Source organism: Roseburia intestinalis L1-82 (assembly GCF_900537995.1).
In the GTDB taxonomy this organism is placed as follows: Bacteria; Bacillota; Clostridia; order Lachnospirales; family Lachnospiraceae; genus Roseburia; species Roseburia intestinalis.
The window spans coordinates 4,205,841-4,223,777 of record NZ_LR027880.1 but is presented as its reverse complement, the minus strand read 5'-3'; the positions used below and the strand labels follow the sequence as shown (position 1 = coordinate 4,223,777).

The 17,937-nt window shown below is 42.5% G+C and carries 15 protein-coding genes and 1 other annotated feature; of the genes, 14 read left to right on the top strand and 1 reads right to left on the bottom strand.

All coding sequences use genetic code 11. The features are described 5' to 3' along the window. Nucleotides 1-89: 89 nt before the first annotated feature. The 14 genes from RIL182_RS19835 to RIL182_RS19770 all read left to right on the top strand — a co-directional run bounded on the left by RIL182_RS19835 (nt 90) and on the right by RIL182_RS19770 (nt 16,768). Complete coding sequence (locus tag RIL182_RS19835) at nt 90-1,616, top strand: Eco57I restriction-modification methylase domain-containing protein (RefSeq protein ID WP_006855410.1); 1,527 nt, start codon at nt 90-92, stop codon at nt 1,614-1,616. Between the two features lie 23 nt (nt 1,617-1,639). After that, nucleotides 1,640-2,632 (top strand): BsuBI/PstI family type II restriction endonuclease, encoded by a 993-nt coding sequence (locus tag RIL182_RS19830; RefSeq protein ID WP_006855409.1) that lies wholly within the window; start codon nt 1,640-1,642, stop codon nt 2,630-2,632. A 12-nt stretch (nt 2,633-2,644) separates the two neighbouring features. Then, nucleotides 2,645-3,358 (top strand): 5'/3'-nucleotidase SurE, encoded by a 714-nt coding sequence (gene surE / locus RIL182_RS19825; RefSeq protein WP_006855408.1) that lies wholly within the window; start codon nt 2,645-2,647, stop codon nt 3,356-3,358. A 190-nt stretch (nt 3,359-3,548) separates the two neighbouring features. Next, complete coding sequence (locus RIL182_RS19820) at nt 3,549-4,523, top strand: substrate-binding domain-containing protein (RefSeq protein WP_044998453.1); 975 nt, start codon at nt 3,549-3,551, stop codon at nt 4,521-4,523. A gap of 92 nt (nt 4,524-4,615) precedes the next feature. After that, nucleotides 4,616-5,728 (top strand): phosphate/phosphite/phosphonate ABC transporter substrate-binding protein, encoded by a 1,113-nt coding sequence (locus RIL182_RS19815; protein ID WP_044998452.1) that lies wholly within the window; start codon nt 4,616-4,618, stop codon nt 5,726-5,728. A gap of 187 nt (nt 5,729-5,915) precedes the next feature. Beyond that, entirely contained in the window at nt 5,916-6,677 is a 762-nt protein-coding gene (gene phnC / locus RIL182_RS19810) for a phosphonate ABC transporter ATP-binding protein (protein WP_006855404.1), read from the top strand. Continuing rightward, complete coding sequence (gene phnE, locus RIL182_RS19805; RefSeq protein WP_006855403.1) at nt 6,677-7,498, top strand: phosphonate ABC transporter, permease protein PhnE; 822 nt, start codon at nt 6,677-6,679, stop codon at nt 7,496-7,498. The genes phnC and phnE (RIL182_RS19805) overlap by 1 nt, the downstream gene beginning before the upstream one ends. Nucleotides 7,499-7,512: 14 nt before the next feature. Then, nucleotides 7,513-8,322 (top strand): phosphonate ABC transporter, permease protein PhnE, encoded by an 810-nt coding sequence (gene phnE / locus RIL182_RS19800; protein WP_006855402.1) that lies wholly within the window; start codon nt 7,513-7,515, stop codon nt 8,320-8,322. A gap of 3 nt (nt 8,323-8,325) precedes the next feature. Then, nucleotides 8,326-9,813 (top strand): bifunctional metallophosphatase/5'-nucleotidase, encoded by a 1,488-nt coding sequence (locus tag RIL182_RS19795; protein WP_006855401.1) that lies wholly within the window; start codon nt 8,326-8,328, stop codon nt 9,811-9,813. A gap of 49 nt (nt 9,814-9,862) precedes the next feature. Then, nucleotides 9,863-10,071 (top strand) — a binding site (T-box leader). 54 nt (nt 10,072-10,125) lie between these two features. Next, the gene (gene thrS, locus RIL182_RS19790) at nt 10,126-11,901 is read left to right on the top strand and encodes a threonine--tRNA ligase (protein ID WP_006855400.1); all 1,776 of its coding nucleotides are present in this window, start codon (nt 10,126-10,128) and stop codon (nt 11,899-11,901) included. 234 nt (nt 11,902-12,135) lie between these two features. After that, a complete protein-coding gene (locus tag RIL182_RS19785) occupies nt 12,136-13,536 on the top strand; it encodes a methyl-accepting chemotaxis protein (protein ID WP_242655443.1) in 1,401 nt (466 codons plus the stop codon). Between the two features lie 128 nt (nt 13,537-13,664). Further along, nucleotides 13,665-15,659 (top strand): bifunctional metallophosphatase/5'-nucleotidase, encoded by a 1,995-nt coding sequence (locus RIL182_RS19780; RefSeq protein ID WP_006855398.1) that lies wholly within the window; start codon nt 13,665-13,667, stop codon nt 15,657-15,659. A gap of 2 nt (nt 15,660-15,661) precedes the next feature. Continuing rightward, nucleotides 15,662-16,441, top strand: a complete 780-nt coding sequence (locus RIL182_RS19775) for a hypothetical protein (RefSeq protein ID WP_006855397.1) — start codon at nt 15,662-15,664, stop codon at nt 16,439-16,441. 12 nt (nt 16,442-16,453) lie between these two features. Further along, on the top strand, nt 16,454-16,768 hold the full coding sequence (locus RIL182_RS19770) for a hypothetical protein (protein WP_006855396.1): 315 nt from the start codon (nt 16,454-16,456) through the stop codon (nt 16,766-16,768). A gap of 22 nt (nt 16,769-16,790) precedes the next feature. Here RIL182_RS19770 and RIL182_RS19765 read toward each other — a convergent pair whose 3' ends face one another. After that, complete coding sequence (locus RIL182_RS19765) at nt 16,791-17,858, bottom strand: LCP family protein (protein ID WP_006855395.1); 1,068 nt, start codon at nt 17,856-17,858, stop codon at nt 16,791-16,793. Between the last annotated feature and the right edge of the window lie 79 nt (nt 17,859-17,937).

Below are 17,937 nucleotides of genomic sequence, written 5' to 3'. Positions count from 1 at the left end.
TAATTGGGAAAAACAGAATATATGTTCGATAATCATTGCTTTTTTTCGAGGTATAAAGTATAATAAAAAGACAAGATGGAGGAGATCGTATGCTGAAAGAGATAATGAAAAATACAATTGAATATGTAAATTCTTTTCCTAAAAAAGAAAGAAAGAGCTACGGTCAGTTTTTTACTCCGATACAGACGGCAGAGTATATGGCATCGCTTATAAGAACGGAATCTGAAAAGGTTAAAATACTCGATCCAGGTGCCGGGAATGGTCTGTTGACAGCAGCAGTGGTAGAGCATTTAATTGCACGAGGAACAGCACGGGAAATTTCTGTAGTATTATATGAGAACGACAAAAATATACAGTCATTGTTAAAAAAGAATATAGAAATAATAAGTAGTTATTGCAGCCAAAAACAGGTAAAATTATTTATAAAGACCCAGAAAGAAAATTTTATTGTTGACAATCAGAAATATTGGGAGATGCAGAAAAGCAAAGGATTATTTGACATTGTGATCAGCAATCCTCCATATTTGAAAATTCGCAAGGAGGCCGCAGAGTCCGTGTGTATGAGTGAAATAGTGCATGGTCAGCCTAATATGTATTTCCTGTTTATGGCTATGGCAGTTAAAATGCTGAGGACAAATGGAGAGTTTGTATTTATTACGCCAAGATCCTGGACATCAGGGACATATTTTAAAAGTTTCAGAAGCTATTTTATGGATAGTATGGATATTCAGCGTGTACATTTGTTTGAATCTCGAAATAGCGTATTCAAAGGGAAAGAGGGACATAGTGATGATATCTTGCAGGAAACAATGATTACTTATGGAAAGAAATCGAAAAGTCAGTCTCGGAATATTATCATTGCGATTAGTCAGAATGCGCAGGATTTAGGCAAAGTAAAAGAAATTCAGGTAGAGAGTGGAAATTGTTTGCCAGAAGGAAAAGAGCATTATTTTGTACTTCCATCAGATGAAGAAGATTTAAAGGTATTAAACTATATGAAGAAAATGCCTAATACGGTCGAAGAGGCGGGCTTTCGATTTAAAACGGGACAGGTAGTAGAATTTCGTAATAAGGAGTATATAGCGTGGGAGAAAAAAGAGTCTACAATTCCATTGCTTCATTCATGTAATGTATTAGAAGGAAGAATAGTATTTCCTGCTCAGACAGAGAAACCACAGTATTTTGTAGTAAAAGATGAATCTAAGAAGAATGTGATGGAAAATCAGAATACAGTTTTTTTAAAGAGAGCGACGGCAAAAGAAGAAAAACGCAGACTACAGCCAGCCTTGCATTTAGCAGATGCTTTTGCATATAAACAATTTACCGCAGAAAATCATTTAAATTATTTAATTAAAGTAGGAGAACGGATTAGTCTTTGTGAGGTATATGGGTTTTATACGTTATTGTCTTCTGATATATGGGAACGTTATTATCGGATGTTAAATGGCAGCACACAGGTAAATTCGGCAGAATTAAATACAATGCCGATTCCGGCAAAGGATGTACTACAGAAAATAGGAAAAACTGCAATGAGAGAATGGAAAAAACAGGGTGATTATTTTACCAGAGATAATATGTTATCCAGCGATGAAATTTTAAGGCAATGTATTGGATAGAGCAGAAGAAAAAGGAGCTTTAAATGAAAGAATACCCTTACAGAAAGATGAATGAAATGCGCGAAATACTTGAAGTATTGCAGATGCCTTCAAAATTGAAAAATACACGGACTATTCTGACTTTACTGGCTGTTGCACGTGTAAAAGAAAAATCAAAATGGTCTCAGGTAGAGGAAAGTTATGCCAGAACACATGATATGATTGTGTTCATGAATGAATATTATCCTAATAAAGGTGGAACAGATTTAAAGCGTGGTGGTTATAGTGAAAATTCCCGTGAGACAATTAGAGATGATTCTGTTTCACCTTTGTGCAGTATGGCAGTTATGGAACATAATGGTGCTAAATCCCAGAGTGAGAAAAGCAGTTATCGTTTGACGAAAGAGTTTGCAACTCTGTTAAGAGCGTACGGAACAGAAAATTGGGAAGAGGAACTTTGCTATTATTGTGAGACACATCAGACTTACGAGGAGAAATATTCTCAAATAAGACAAGTAGATAAAGGGCTGTCAGTGTTATATAATGGGGAACAGTTTCATCTGAAAAGATCGGCTCATAATAAGCTTCAAGCAGCAATCTTAGAAGAGTTTGTCCCTATATTTGTACCAGGTGCAAAATTATTATATATTGGTGATACAAAGAAGCGGGAATTGGTCAAAGACGTTGAGTTTTTAAATGAGTTGAACATAACAGTGTTGGAACATGCAATGCTTCCGGATCTGATATTATACCAGGAAGAAAAGAAATGGCTGCTTTTTATAGAGGCATATACGTCAACAGGAGAACTTACGATAGAACGTGTATCCAAAATTAAGGAATATTGTAAAGATTGTCCGAAAGATATAGAAATTATTTTTGTGACGGCATTCCAGACAATGAAGAAATGCCAACAAAAATTTTTATCAATTGCATGGGATACGGAAATATGGGTGGCAGAAGAACCGACACATATGATTCATAAAAATGGAAATAAATTTTTAGACGCACATTCAAATACTATATCAAAAAATAAGTAGAAGAGAGAATTTATGCGGATTTTAGTAGTAAACGATGATGGAATTAAAGCACCGGGCATAAAGCGTCTTGTGCAGATGGCAGCAGGACTTGGCGAAGTATGGGTGGTGGCTCCGGCAGCACAGTGCAGTGCCATGTCACACCGGATCACTGTGCGTGGCGATTTAGAGGTAAAACCGTATGATTTTCCGGCCACAGGTGTGACGGCGTACAGTGTGGGGGGAACCCCGGCAGACTGTGTGAAAGTGGCACTTGGATGTCTGATGACAGAAAAACCGGATATTGTATTTTCCGGGATCAATGCAGGCTATAACGTTGGACGGGATATCTTATATTCCGGTACGATCGGAGCGGCGATGGAGGCTCTCTGCTGGGGTGTCCCGGCGATCGCATTTTCCGTTGCGGAGGAAGATGAGTGTGAGGTTTTAAATACATATTTAGAACCGGTTGCAAAAGAACTGATCTCCAAAACATTACCGCAAAATGAGATCTGGAACGTCAATTTCCCGGGATGCACTTTAGAGGAATACAAAGGAATCCTGTGGGATCGTATCCCGGATCAGAACCAGTATTACCGGGATAACTACAAGAGAACGGACAGACCGGACGGAAGCTGTATTTTTTCAGCGGCAGGGCTGCCGGAAACGGAAGCGGCGGATGGAACGGATGCGGGAGCAGTTCTTTCCAATTACATATCCATCGGAACAATCAAAAATATGATCATATAAAAAAGGAAAAAACAGGTTTGTTTTTCAGTAAACGGGAAAATATTTATCAGCAGAATTAATGATTTTTATTAACGTACCTGATAAATATTCTCTCTTTTGTATAAACTGGGTAAAATTTTAGTAAAACTTTACTAAAGCTATTGAAATCTGCAAAATCGTGAAATATAATGCAGAAGAAAGGCGTGATTATATGGCAACAATCAAAGAGATTGCCAAGCTGGCACATGTGTCGGCGGCAACGGTGTCGAGAGTGTTGAATCAGGATGAGACATTATCTGTGACACCTGAGGTAAAAAACCAGATAATTAAAATCGCTCATGAGTTGAAATATGTCCCGCCTAAGATGCGTCATGCCAAACGAGACAGACAGATCGTCATCGGAGTTGCGGACTGGCATATCGTAAGAAGAGACAGACCGGATGTGAGCATTACATCGGAGGATATCTTATCCGGAAGTATTGCGCAGAAAGCAGATATCGCCTTTTTACGTCTGATTTATGGAGAAGTAAAACAGGTGGACGGTATCATTGCATTTGGCTTGTTCTCGGAAGTGGAAGTTGACTTTTTACGGTCACTGAGCACGGAGATTCTGTTTGTTAATTCAGATAAGAAGGATTATGAATTTGATCAGATCATCATGGATTATGAGCAGGGATTAAATGATATGGTGCATTATCTGATGGACGAGAAAGAGTATCGCAGCATTGGTTATATTGGCGGTATCTATGAAGATGATATGGTGCGTATCGGAGTGCGTCGTCTGAATGGATTAAAGCAGATCCTGCAAAAAAAAGACCGTTATCGGGAAGACTATTTTAAGGTTGGAGAGATCAGTCATGAAAATGGGTATACACTCACAAAGGAAATGCTTTTGACGAAGGATGTGCCGGAAGTTCTTATTTTAGGAAACGATGAGGTCGCAGAAGGGGCATTAGAGGCGATCAAAGAGTTAAAATTCCGGATCCCCAAAGATGTTGCGGTTGTAGTTTACCGCGATATTGAGACGCTGTCGACAAAATACCCGACGTATACAAGTCTTCGCATGCTGCCGGATATCGTATGGACGACTGCCATAAAGCTTCTTTTGGAGCGGATCTTAGATGGCAGGAAAGATACGATGAAGGTATATCTGCCAACAAAGCTTGAACTTGGAGACAGTGCCTGATCATTGGCTGGACAATTCATGAAAAGAGCAACAACAAAAGTGTGCACGCCTGCATGGGAATGGATGCAGGAGAGAGAGGAGAACATTTCATTATGAAGAAAAAAATTGCTATGTTACTTGCAGCAGCATTATGCATGGGTACATTTGCAGGATGTGGAAACAGCACATCAAACAACAGCAGCGCAGCAGACAACAATACGACAAATAATACGGCAGCTGCAACAGAAAGTTCTGACGTGACAGCTTCTGCTGATAACGTAAAGATCGATACGTTAAACGTATATTTCGTTCCATCCAGAGATCCGGATGAGATCGTAACTGCAACAGAGCCGCTTGCAAATTTAATGCAGACAGAGTTAGCAGGCTTAGGATATGATATCGGAGAAGTAAAGATTACCGTTGGTACAACTTTTGAGGCAGTAGGTGAGGCACTTGCAGCAGGAACTGCTGATGTTGGATTTATTCCGGGTGGTACCTATGTACTTTATGATGATGGAGCAGATGTGATCTTAACAGCAACCAGAGATGGTTTAAATAAAGATTCGGACAACCCTGCAGACTGGAATGACGGACAGCCTACAGAAGGTACTGACAAACAGGCAGTTTCTTACCGTGCATTATTCATCGCAGGTCCTTCTGACAAAGGACAGGAACTTGCTGATAAAGTTAACTCCGGCGAAGAACTTACCTGGGATGATTTAAACGGCGCAAACTGGAGCGTTATGTCCTCCTCCTCACCGGCAGGTTACATTTACCCGGCTTTATGGTTACAGGACAGATACCAGAAAGGTATTACAGATCTTTCTTCTGCAGTACAGTCTGATTCCTACGCAAGTGCATTTGCAAGACTTGCTTCCGGACAGATCGACGTACTTGTAACTTATGCAGATGCAAGACGTGACTATGAAGAAAGCTGGACAAGTGAATTTGGTCGTACAAAATCTATCTGGGAAGAGACAAATGTTATCGGTGTAACAGATCCGATCTACAATGATACAGTCTGTGTCAGCAAGACATCTCCGATCATGGATGACGGCTTAAAATCAGCAATCCAGACAGCACTCATCAATATCGGTAACACAGAGGAAGGTAAGGCAGTTATCTCTATCTACAGCCACAACGGATATGAGCCGGCACAGTCTTCTGATTATGATAAAGAGAGAGAAGCACAGAAACTGATCCAGGAATTAAGTGCAGCAAACTAATCGTTACTGGAACGTCTGACAGGGAGTGGACAGTAACAACGAAATAATAACAGGCAGTATGACGGGCAGCAGGAGGGCTGCTGCAGAGCCGGGAAACCGGCTTTGCGGCAGCCTTTCAATGAGTATACACCTATAAAAAACACACACCATAAAAACAGCAGGTAAAAGAAAGGTTTGGTTTAAATTTATGATCGAGTTTAAGGACGTATCGAAGGTATATCCGAACGGGGTAGTGGGACTGGATAATGTCAATTTAAAGATCGAACAGGGTGAATTTGTAGCGATCATCGGTCTTTCCGGTGCAGGAAAGTCCACGTTACTGCGGACGATCAACCGTATGCATGACATCACATCAGGAACTCTGACGGTGGATGGATTAGAGGTTAAAAACTTAAAAGGAAAAGAGCTTCGTACTTTCCGCAGAAAGATCGGAATGATCTTCCAGTCATTCAATCTTGTCACACGAACAACAGTAATCCGTAACGTATTGATGGCAAAAGTGCCGGAAATGCCTTTCTGGAGAGTTCTGCTTGGTGTGTTTAAAAAAGAAGACAAAATGCAGGCACTTGAGAGCCTGGATAAAGTCGGTATTCTGGATAAAGCATATATCCGTGCAGACCAGCTTTCCGGTGGTCAGCAGCAGCGTGTTGCCTTAGCACGTACACTTGCGCAGAATCCGGAGATTATCTTAGCAGATGAGCCGGTTGCAGCACTTGATCCGGTAACGGCAAAACAGGTTATGAGTGATTTCAGAAAGATCAATCAGGATATGAATATTTCGATCCTGATCAACATCCATCATGTGGAATTAGCACTCGAATATGCAGACCGCATCATCGGAATCCGTGCCGGAAAGATCGTCTATGACGGACCTTCCGAGAATGTGACACAGGACGTGTTAAACACAATTTACGAAGGAAAGATTCCGGAGAAAACGGAGGAAGCGTAATGGGATTGTACGATAAAATATTTAAACCGAAAAAACTTGTGCTTGCAAACGGCAAAGTTGTGGAAGAAAAATGTTCCCGCGCGCCGCTCATCATTATTCTGATCGTGATCGCAACATGGATCTCTGTGAAAGTTACAGGTTTTTCCATGACAACACTTGTGACGAGAATACGGTTTTTCTTTGACATTTTAGCGCAGATGTTCCCGCCGAAAGTCGGTTACATCTCAAGTATCTGGGGACCACTTTTTGATACGATCAAAATGTCTCTGCTCGGCTCTTTTGTGGGTGGAGTGCTTGCGATTCCTTTTGCGATTTTAGCATCCAGCAACCTGATTAAAAATAAAGTTGTGATCGGTGTGGTCCGCGTATTTTTAAGTATCGTGCGTACGATTCCGACGCTGGTTGCAGCCCTGATCGCAACCTATATCTGGGGACTTGGCACCATGGCAGGTACCTTTGCAATCGCAGTATTTACTTTTGCTTATGTCGGAAAACAGTTATACGAGATGATCGAGACGGTCGACATGGGAGCTTATGAGGCAATGGAAGCCATGGGTGCAGGAAAGGCGTACTCCTTTATTTCTGCGATCATGCCGCAGGTACTGCCGGCATATATGTCAGTCTGTTTATTCTGCTTTGAGGGAAATGTCCGCTATGCAGCGATCTTAGGTTACGTTGGAGCCGGCGGACTCGGTCTGATCTTAAATGAAAAGATCGGCTGGCGTGAGTATGACAGTGTTGGAATGATCCTGATCGTTCTGTTTGGTACAGTTCTTATTATTGAAGCAATCAGCCATTATATCAGAAAGAAATTAACGTAGGAGGAACCGGCAAAATGAATGAATCAATCAAAAAAATGTACGAGCAGGAACCAAAGACCTGGTACGCAAAGATCATTGTGGCTTTGATTGTTGCAGCGCTTCTTGCATGGTCACTTTCTACGGTTCAGTCCACCGGATCAAACGGAAGCGGACTTTCCGTCGCAGGAAAGATCATCAGTGGTATTTTCCATCCAGACACCGGATTATTGTTTGACCTTTCTACATCCGGAGTGGCATATCTGTTACTGGAAACAATGTGTATCGCATTCTTAGGAACGATCGTTGGTGCTGTATTATCAATCCCGCTTTCTTTCCTTGCGGCAGCAAATCTGATGCCGAAGCCGGTTGCACTGATCTTCCGTGTATTTATCATGGCAATCCGTACGATTCCGGCATTTGTATACGGACTTATGTTTATCCGTGTGACAGGACCTGGACCATTCGCCGGACTGCTTACCATGTCACTTTGTTCGATCGGTATGATCAGTAAAATGTTTATCGAGAGCATTGAGGATCTGGATACTAAGATCCTGGAATCCTTAGATGCAGCAGGATGTACGATGTTCCAGAAGATCCGTTACGGTATCTTATCCCAGTTGTTCCCGGATTTTATGTCTACTTTGATCTATCGTTTTGACATGAACTTAAGAGATGCGACTGTACTTGGTCTGGTTGGTGCCGGTGGTATCGGTGCACCGCTTATCTTTGCGATGAGTGCATACAAATGGAATCAGGTAGGAGCAATTCTTGCCGGACTGATCGTACTGATCTTAATTATTGAAGTTATCTCATCAAAGATCCGTACAAAATTAGCGAGGGGTTAAAAGATGCAGCAGAGAAAATTAAAAATCTATTTTACCTCCGATGTGCACGGTTATTTTTACCCGACGACCTATGGGGATATGACAGAAAAAAATGTCGGTTTGTTCGGCTGTGCGGCAGATTTTAACAAGGATGATGAGACACTCATCATAGATGGCGGAGATATTTTACAAGGCTCCGCCTTTGCTTATTACTGCCGTCAGGTTGCAAACTCTCCGGAAGTGATCGCAGATATTATGAACGACTGCGGATACGATTATTATACACTTGGCAATCATGACTTTAATTACGGACTAGATTATCAGGCGGCATATCGCAATAGAAATAACGGTGTATGTGTGTGCCAGAATATCATGGATGAGGAAGGAAACACCCTGTTTCCATGGAAACTTCATACGATGAAAAACGGATTGCGCATCGGTATCGCTGGTATTGTAACGGATTATGTAAACATCTGGGAAAAAGAAGAAAACTTAAAAGGAATCCATATTACAGATCCTTTTGAGGCAGCGAAGAGGGCACTTGCCCAGATGAAAGAGCAGACAGATCTTACGATCTGCATCTATCACGGAGGTTTTGAGTGTGATTTAGAAAGCGGAGCGGTGCTTTCTAAGACGACTGAAAATGTGGGTTACAGGATCTGTAAGGAACTGGATTTTGATATCTTACTGACCGGACATCAGCATATGTCTGTGCATGGAAGAGAGCTGTTTGGAACTTATACAGTACAGCCATGTGATAATGCAAAAGAATATCAGTATCTGGAGGTCACCGTGACAGAGGATAAAAAGAGCATCAGGTCCGAATTGCGGCAGTCAGATCCCACAAAGGGGGCTGGGCTTGCAGATAAATACCGTTCTACGGAAAATTCCGTGCAAGCATGGCTTAATCAGCCAATTGGTCATTTGAGCCGTGCAATCATGCCGGAAGAAAAGGTAAAAATGGCATTGTATGGCTCACCGATCGCCGATTTTTTAAACCGTATCCAGCTTCATTTTTCGGGAGCAATGTTATCGTCCGTCGGTCTGGCAAATGAAATCGCAGGTTTCCGCAGTGAAGTGAGCACACGCGATATCATAGCCACTTATCCATATCCGAATACACTTGTGGTCTGTGAGATCACGGGTGCACAGCTAAAGACAGTAATGGAGCGCAGTGCAGAATACTTTGCATATGATAACGAAGGAAATGTCTGTGTTTCCGACAGCTTCCTGGTTCCAAAGGTGGAACATTATAATTATGACTATTATATGGGTGTGGATTTTGAAATCAATCCAAAAAACCCGGTCGGAAGCAGGATCGTGGGGCTTTCAAGAGACGGAAGGCCGGTTTTAGATGAAGATAAATTTACATTATGCCTGAATAATTACCGTTACAGCGGTGCTGGTGGATATGATGTTTACACAGAATGTCCGCTGGTCAAAGAAATCAATGTGGAGATGGTGGAACTGATCATGGATTATTTCCACGAATATCCATATATTGAGGTGTGATGTACGAAAGAATAAACTTGACAGAATGCATTCTATGAAATAAAATCAAAGAAACGCATTGAAGAGAAGAGTACTGATCGGAAATTTTAAAGAGAGAGATACATTTTGGTGTGAGTATCTTAAAATGGAACTTCAGGAAGACCATCTCTGAGCGGCCCTAATCCGGTCCGGTGATTCCGTTATCATCAAAATGAGTGATTTTCCACATGGAAATAAACGGGGTGGAACCGCGGATAAAAATGTTTATTCGTCCCTTATACAGATAAGTTGTCTGTATAAGGGACTTTTTAGTTTAGGAAAAGGAGATTAATCATGGTAGATTTTAAAGAAGACGAGAGACTGAATACGCTCAACCATTCCTGTGCACATGTGATGGCACAGGCAGTAAAACACTTATATCCGAACGCAAAGTTCTGGGTAGGACCTGTTGTAAAAGAAGGATTTTATTATGATATCGATCTTGGCGATACTGCTGTCAATGATGATGTGATCGCAGCGATCGAAAAAGAGATGAAAAAAGTCTGCAAAGAAGGTAAAAAGATTTACAGACGTGAGATCTCAAAAGCAGAAGCGTTAGAGCTTTTTAAAGATGATGAGTACAAACTTGACCTAATCGATGGTTTAGAGGATGGAAATATTTCCGTATACGATCAGGGCGATTTCACGGATCTCTGCCGTGGACCGCATGTTGACAATACTAAATTATGTAAAAACTTTAAACTGATCAAATATTCCGGTGTTTACTGGAAAGGTGATGCAAATAATCATGTAATGCAGCGTATCTACGGTGTATGTTTCCCGACCGCAGAAGAGTTAGAGGAGCATTTAAAACTCTTAGAGGAAGCGAAAGACCGTGACCACAGAAAGATCGGCAAAGAGATGCACCTGTTCATGTCCGATGATCTGGTTGGACGTGGACTTCCGATGTTTCTTCCAAAGGGATATACCGTATGGCAGGAGCTTGAAAATTATATCAAAGCAAAAGAGCGCAAACTTGGTTATCTGCATGTTATGACACCTTGTGTCGGTACGGTAAATCTGTACAAGACTTCCGGTCACTGGGATCACTACAAAGAGAACATGTTCCCGGCAATGGAAGTTGAGGGAGAGTCTTTCGTACTCCGTCCGATGAACTGCCCGCATCACATGATGATCTACGCAAACAGAATGCATTCCTATAAAGATCTTCCGATCCGTATCGGTGAGATCGCACACGACTTCCGTTTTGAGGCAAGTGGTACTTTAAAGGGTATCGAGAGAGGAAGACATTTCTGCCAGAATGATGCACATTTATTTGTAACACCGGAGCAGATCGAATCAGAGTTTGCAAAAGTGGTTGAGCTGATCTTTGATACTTACAAAGATTTCAATATCACAGATTACCGCTGTGTACTCTCCCTAAGAGATCCGGAAGATAAAGTAAAATATCATGATGATGATGAGATGTGGAACAACGCAGAGAACGCACTCCGCAAAGTACTTGATGATATCGGTATTGAGTATACAGAGGAGATCGGTGAGGCTGCTTTCTACGGACCGAAACTGGATGTAAACGTAAAACCGGCGATCGGTAATGAGTATACACTTTCCACCTGCCAGTTAGACTTCTGTCTGCCGGCAAAATTCAATCTGTCCTATATTGACAGTGACGGAACAAAGAAAACGCCGGTCGTTTTACACAGAGCGATCCTTGGTTCCCTCGACCGTTTCATGGCATATATTTTAGAGGAGACAAAAGGAAACCTGCCGTTATGGTTAGCTCCGGTTCAGGCTAAGATCCTTCCGGTAAAAAATGAGGATGAGGAACTTAACGCATACTCACATGACTTATACAAATATCTCGATGATAACGGAATCCGTGTTGAGATCGATGAGAGAAACGAGAAACTCGGCTACCGTATCCGTGAAGCACAGATGGAGAAAGTGCCGTATCTGTTAGTACTTGGTAAGAACGAAGCAGCTGACGGAACCGTAAGTTACAGACTGCATGGAGAGCAGAATTCCACCACAGTTTCCAGGGAAGATTTCCTTGCACTGTTAAAAGAGGATATCCGCACAAAGAAGATCAATCCTGCAGCATTAAAATAAACAGAAATATGAAAATGCGGTGTGTCCGGCAGGATATGCCGTATTTTTTTAAATTCATAGGAAATTACGTCCTATGAATTTAAAAATTCATGACTGGAATACACCAGACAGGAAACAAAAGCCTGATAAATTGTCAAAGATGTATATTGCAATCAAAATTAAATGATAGTAGAATGAAACCAATATAGGACCGTTTATGAGAATAAATCAGAAAGAACAAGGGAGGATATTGATGTGACCCTAAGTGGAAAAGTATCATTAAAGGTAAAAATGACGATTCTGATTATTGAGATTTTAATAATCGGATTATATGGAGTAGTTGTCGGAGCTAAAAATATGGGTGCTATCCGTAATGATGCGATCGCCAGCATGGAAGAATATGTAAGTGAGGAACATCCGGAATATTCCCAGGAAGAAATACAACAGGAACTGCAGCCGATATTGCAGAAAATGCAGCAGGAAAAGAAAGCAAAACAGGATCAGTTTTTCTATTTTATGGTTATTATGTGTATACTCACGGATATATGGGTACTGTATCTTACATTCGACATTACATCGGGCGTCAAAAGATCTGCGCTGTTTGCCAAAAAAATGGGACAGGGCGATTTTACGCAGCGTGTGGAGGAAAAATACCTGAAACGTGAAGATGAGATCGGTATTCTTGCACGCAGCATCCGTGACATTCATCACAATATGAGACATCTGATCGGCTATGTACAGCGCGAAGCGGATACATTGGATGAAACGGTTGGAACAGCAGAGACGGCACTGGCAAAACTTGCGGACGAGATCGACAGTGTATCCGGTATCACGCAGGAACTTGCAGCCGGAAATCAGGAGACCGCAGCAGCTGCACAGGAAGTGAATACGATGTCCGGAGAGATTGAGGAAGCTGCAAAAGGAATTGCAGAGCATGCGCAGGAGGGAAACGGAAAAGTTGATGAGATCCATACCAGAGCGGCTGATACGAAACAAAAAATCAGTGCAAGCCGTGCAAATATCAGGAAAGTGCATGGGGAAATCAATGAGAGCTTATTGGAAGCACTGGAAAATGCAAAAGTCGTGGAGCAGATCGGTGTTCTTGCGGAGTCCATCATGGGAATCACTTCGCAGACAAATCTGCTGGCTTTGAATGCATCAATTGAAGCCGCAAGAGCCGGAGAGGCGGGAAAAGGATTTGCAGTTGTTGCAGATGAGATCCGTAATCTTGCGGAGCAGTCGGCGAGCACGGTCGGGAATATCCAGGAAGTGACAGAGCGTGTCCAGACAGCAGTTGCAAGACTGACCACAGATGCAAAACGTCTGTTAGAGTTTGTGGGAGGAGACGTTACGGAGAGTTTTGATGATTTTGAAAAAATGGCAGATAATTATAATGAAGATGCAAACTATGTTGAAGAACTTGTAACGGATTTCAGTGCGGCATCCGAACAGCTTTTAGCTTCAGTCAGCGGAGTGGTTGCAAATATACAGGAGGTAACGAAAGCTGCGAATGATGGTGCGGCAAGTACCGGAAGCATTGCAGAGCGTGTTACCAATGTTGACAGACAGGCAGAAGATATGCGTGTACTGATGAAACAGACGCAGGAAGCATCTTTGATGCTGCGGAAGGACACAAAGAAATTTACGGTTGCATAGACAGGATCAATCTATTGTAAAAAATATTTTGGATAAAGTGAAAATTAGGACTGCACCACCATTTACTAATTTTAAAAGTTCAAGTAAAATATAAGTAAAATTATGCTTTGTAAAACAGGGAGACTTATATGTTACGGGAAAAGATTAAAAATTGGAAAATGGAACTGGCTGCAGTCCTTGTTTTTGTTCTGGTTTTGGGAATGACGGGGCTATCCGGCAGTGTGAAGGCGGCAGACCAGACGGACTTGAAAACAATAGATATCATGTTCGTGCATGACACACATTCTCATCTGAACAGCTTTTCAACGGTAGTAGATGAAAAACAGGAAATGATCGGCGGGTTTGCAAGGATTAAGACACTGATCGATGAACAGAAAGAAAAAGACCCGGATACACTGGTGGTGGATGGCGGAGATTTTTCCATGGGAACGCTGGTGCAGACCGTTTTTGAGACACAGGCGGCAGAGATTCGGATGTTAGGGGCACTGGGCTGTGAGGCGACAACACTTGGCAACCATGAATTTGATTATCGTTCAAAGGGGCTTGCTAAGATGCTTGAAACCGCGGCGGAAAGCGGAGATACCGTGCCGGAGCTTCTTGTCTGTAATATCAACTGGGATGCCATGGAACAGCAGGGATTCTCAGAAGGACAGCAGCAGATCCGTGATGCATTTACGGAATACGGTGTGAAAGATTATGTGATGGTGCAAAAGGGCGATGTCCGGGTGGCACTGCTTGGCGTATTCGGAAAAGATGCACTGGCATGTGCACCGACCTGCGAACTGCAGTTTACGGATCCGGTGGAAGCAGTAAAAAAGACCGTAGCTGAAATTAAGAAAAACGAAGATGCGGATATTATCGTCTGTCTTTCCCATAGTGGAACTTCAGAGGATGAGTCAAAGTCAGAAGATGAGATTCTTGCGAAAAAAGTGCCGGATCTGGATGTGATCGTCAGCGCACATACGCATACGAAACTGGATGAGCCGATTGTGCATGGGGATACTTATATCGTTTCCGCAGGTGAGTACGGCAAGTATTTAGGTTCCTTATCCTTAGAACAAAAGGATGATGGCCGATGGAACATGAAAGAATATAAACTTACTTCAATCGAGACGGACATTGCAGAGAATGCTGCTACACAGGAAGAAATCAATTCTTTTATGGCGACGGTGGATACCGATTATCTGGCACAGTTTGGGTTTACGAGAGAACAGGTACTTGCGGAAAATGATGTAGCATTTGACAGCCTGGAGGATCTCTACAACATCCATACCGAGCATAATCTGGGGGATCTCATCGCAGATGCCTATGCTTATGCGGTCACAAACAGTACGGATTATAATGGCACTCCCGTGGATGTGGCAATCGCGCCGAGTGGAACGATCCGTGACACCTACACAAAGGGAAATATTACAGTAGAAGATGTTTTCAATTCATTTTCACTTGGAATCGGTGCAGACGGTGTGCCGGGTTATCCGCTGATCGAGGCATATCTGACAGGAAAAGAGTTAAAAACCGTGGCAGAGATCGACGCATCCGTGTCGGATCTGATGACATCCGCACGTTTGTATATGTACGGCCTGCAGTTTACTTATAATCCGCACCGTATGATCTTAAACCGTGTTACCGACGTGTATCTGCTGGATGCAGATGGCAATCGCAGGGAGTTAGAGGACGATAAATTGTATCGCGTGGTGGCAGATCTTTACAGTGGGCAGATGCTGTCTGCGGTGACGAAAACATCGTATGGACTGTTGTCTGTTGTGCCGAAAAAGGCAGACGGAACACCGATTGAAAATTTTGAAGATGTGATTTTGACAGATAATGGCGGGGAATTAAAGGCATGGACGGCGATCGCACATTATATGGAGTCGTTCCCGGATGAAAATGGAGATGGAATTGCGGATATTCCACAATATTATGCCGGATTGCATGAAAGAAAAGTGGTAGATGATTCGGCCAATCTCATAAAATTAATAAAAAATCCGAACAAATATGCCGTCATGATCGCAGGAATAGTATTGATCGCTATTTTACTGGTTGTTTTGCTGATACGGTTAGTGTTAAAATTAGTAAAATATCAGACAGGAAAAAGACGCAGCGGAAGTAAAGCAGGAGAATAACCATGAGCGCGCAGGACAAAACGGAAGAAATTTTAAGACAAATGCATATATTGCTTGCAGGCAGTGAAGCTTATGACAGTATTGGCAGTAAAATTATCCTTGATAAAAAAAGAATGTTAGAGCTGCTTGCAGAGCTAAATAAGGCCATTTACGCGATGCTGGATGAGTATGAACTGACAACGCGGGGCAAGGAGCGTGCAAGACGTGAGGCGGCAAAAATCGGAGAAGATATCTTAAAAGATGCCAGCGGGAAAGCGGAGGATGTGTATGCTGCGTCTGTTATGTATACCAATGAGGCACTGCGGCATGTACAGGAAATCATGCAGAGGGCAACGGATGCCATGCAGGAGATTTATAAGGATGCCAATGAAAAACTTCAGAAAGAAAAAGATGTTGTAAGGAGAGACCAGTCAGACCTGAAAGGACATCTGCAGAATCTTGCTGATACGGACAAATATCTGAATCTGATCGAGGATCGTAACCGTGAGATTGAAAAGGAAAGAGCAAAGGAAAAGGGTGAGGTGAAGCCATCTCCTTATTCAGCGATCAAACCCGAGATTAAGATCAACCAGGAATATTTTGAAAAGGCAGGAATCGTGCCGGAAAATGAACTGCCCGAAGAAATTCCCGAAGATACGCCAGAGGAAGCTGCGCCAAAAGCAGAGGTAAATGTCAATGTCAATCTGGATGCGGAATATTTCCACTGGAAAGAGGGCGGGGAAGCTTCCGGCGAGAAGAAACCGGAGAAACATTCTTTCTTCTCCAGACATCATAAAGAGTAAAAGGAGAATGTGATGTTAGAGAAGCCGGAGGAAAAAGAGTTTCACAAAAAATGGGAAAGCCTGTATGTTTTTACGGGACGCAGAAGTGACCTGACAACGATGATTTCCATTGCGGTCATAAATCCAATGATCCTGTATGTCTTTATCGGGTATGTAGCAGGGAAACGGATCAGTCTGCCGGTGTTGTATCTTATCATCGATGGAGTATTGTTTTTACAATGGGGACTGCTGGTAAAAAGACGGAAAAGAAAGATAGAGCAGTCCATACAGGATGTGGCCGGACAAATGGACACCATCAGGGAAAAAATAAATGAACTGGGAAATTAACTGACAAAACAGGGAGACAGCCTTAATGGCCGTCTCCCTGTTTATATCCTGTATTAGAGATGATCTGCTGGCTGTTTGAAAGAACTGTTGCAGATGGGGTATAATTTTCATCATTAAATAAAAACTGATGTAATTGTGTAACGTTAGAAGCAAGATCGCACGGAATGACAACATCGCCGATCTTATCATATTTGTGCGTTGTTTTTTCATATGGAAAACCGGTTGTATCTCCAATGTCATAACTGAAAACTTTTGTGGCAAGGGCAAGGAGATCCGTGTTGGAAAAACTGGTCTGAATGTCCCCAAAAGCTGCGTTGATCAGTTTGTTGAGTGTCAGAATGTTGGATTTCTGCGCTTTCTGCATCATTGCGGTCAAAACAGTACGCTGGCGTTCGGTTCTGCGGTAGTCATCACCGCCGCCATAACGGATTCGTGCGTAGGCGCATGCCTGTACGCCGTCTAAGGTGTAAGTTCCGCCGGAGGCAGGTGGTGTGGAATTGTGTCCGGTCAGTTCATTTAATTCTTTCATATAACCGATCATCAGACTTGCCTCATCATCGGTGATCGTGATGTCGACACCGCCTAACAGGTCGACACATTCAATGATCGCATTGAAGTCGACGGTTACATAGTCGGTGATTGCAAGATCAAGATTGGTATTTAACATGGACAGTGCCTGTTCCGGTCCGCCCTTTGCGTAGGCTGCGTTGCATTTCTGGTAAGTGCCGTTTCCGGTATCTAAATAAGAATCACGGTAAACAGATACCAGATTGATGGTATGCTGTTTCGTATCGATGTTTGCCAACATGATAACGTCGCTGTTTCCTTTGGAGAGGCTGCCGTTGGAACGGTTGTCGAGTCCGAAGAGTGCGATCGTTTTGTAATGAGCCATCGCTTCTTTTGTCTCATCGGAGAGATCGTCATTGATGGAAACGTCGTTCATGTCCAGCTTATTCTTTTCAATTTTTGATAATTTGGTTGTGATAAAAAGGGCAATGGCGAGGAGCAGGATGATCAGCAGCTCCAGTAGAAGGAGCATGATTTTTTTCTGCTTTCTGCTTTTGCCTGCAGTGTGCACATTTTTTTTCATAAGAATCCTCCGTTTTGTGTAAAACTTATTTTATTTACGGGAAAACTGTGGAAAATCTACGGAATTCCTGTGTGTACCA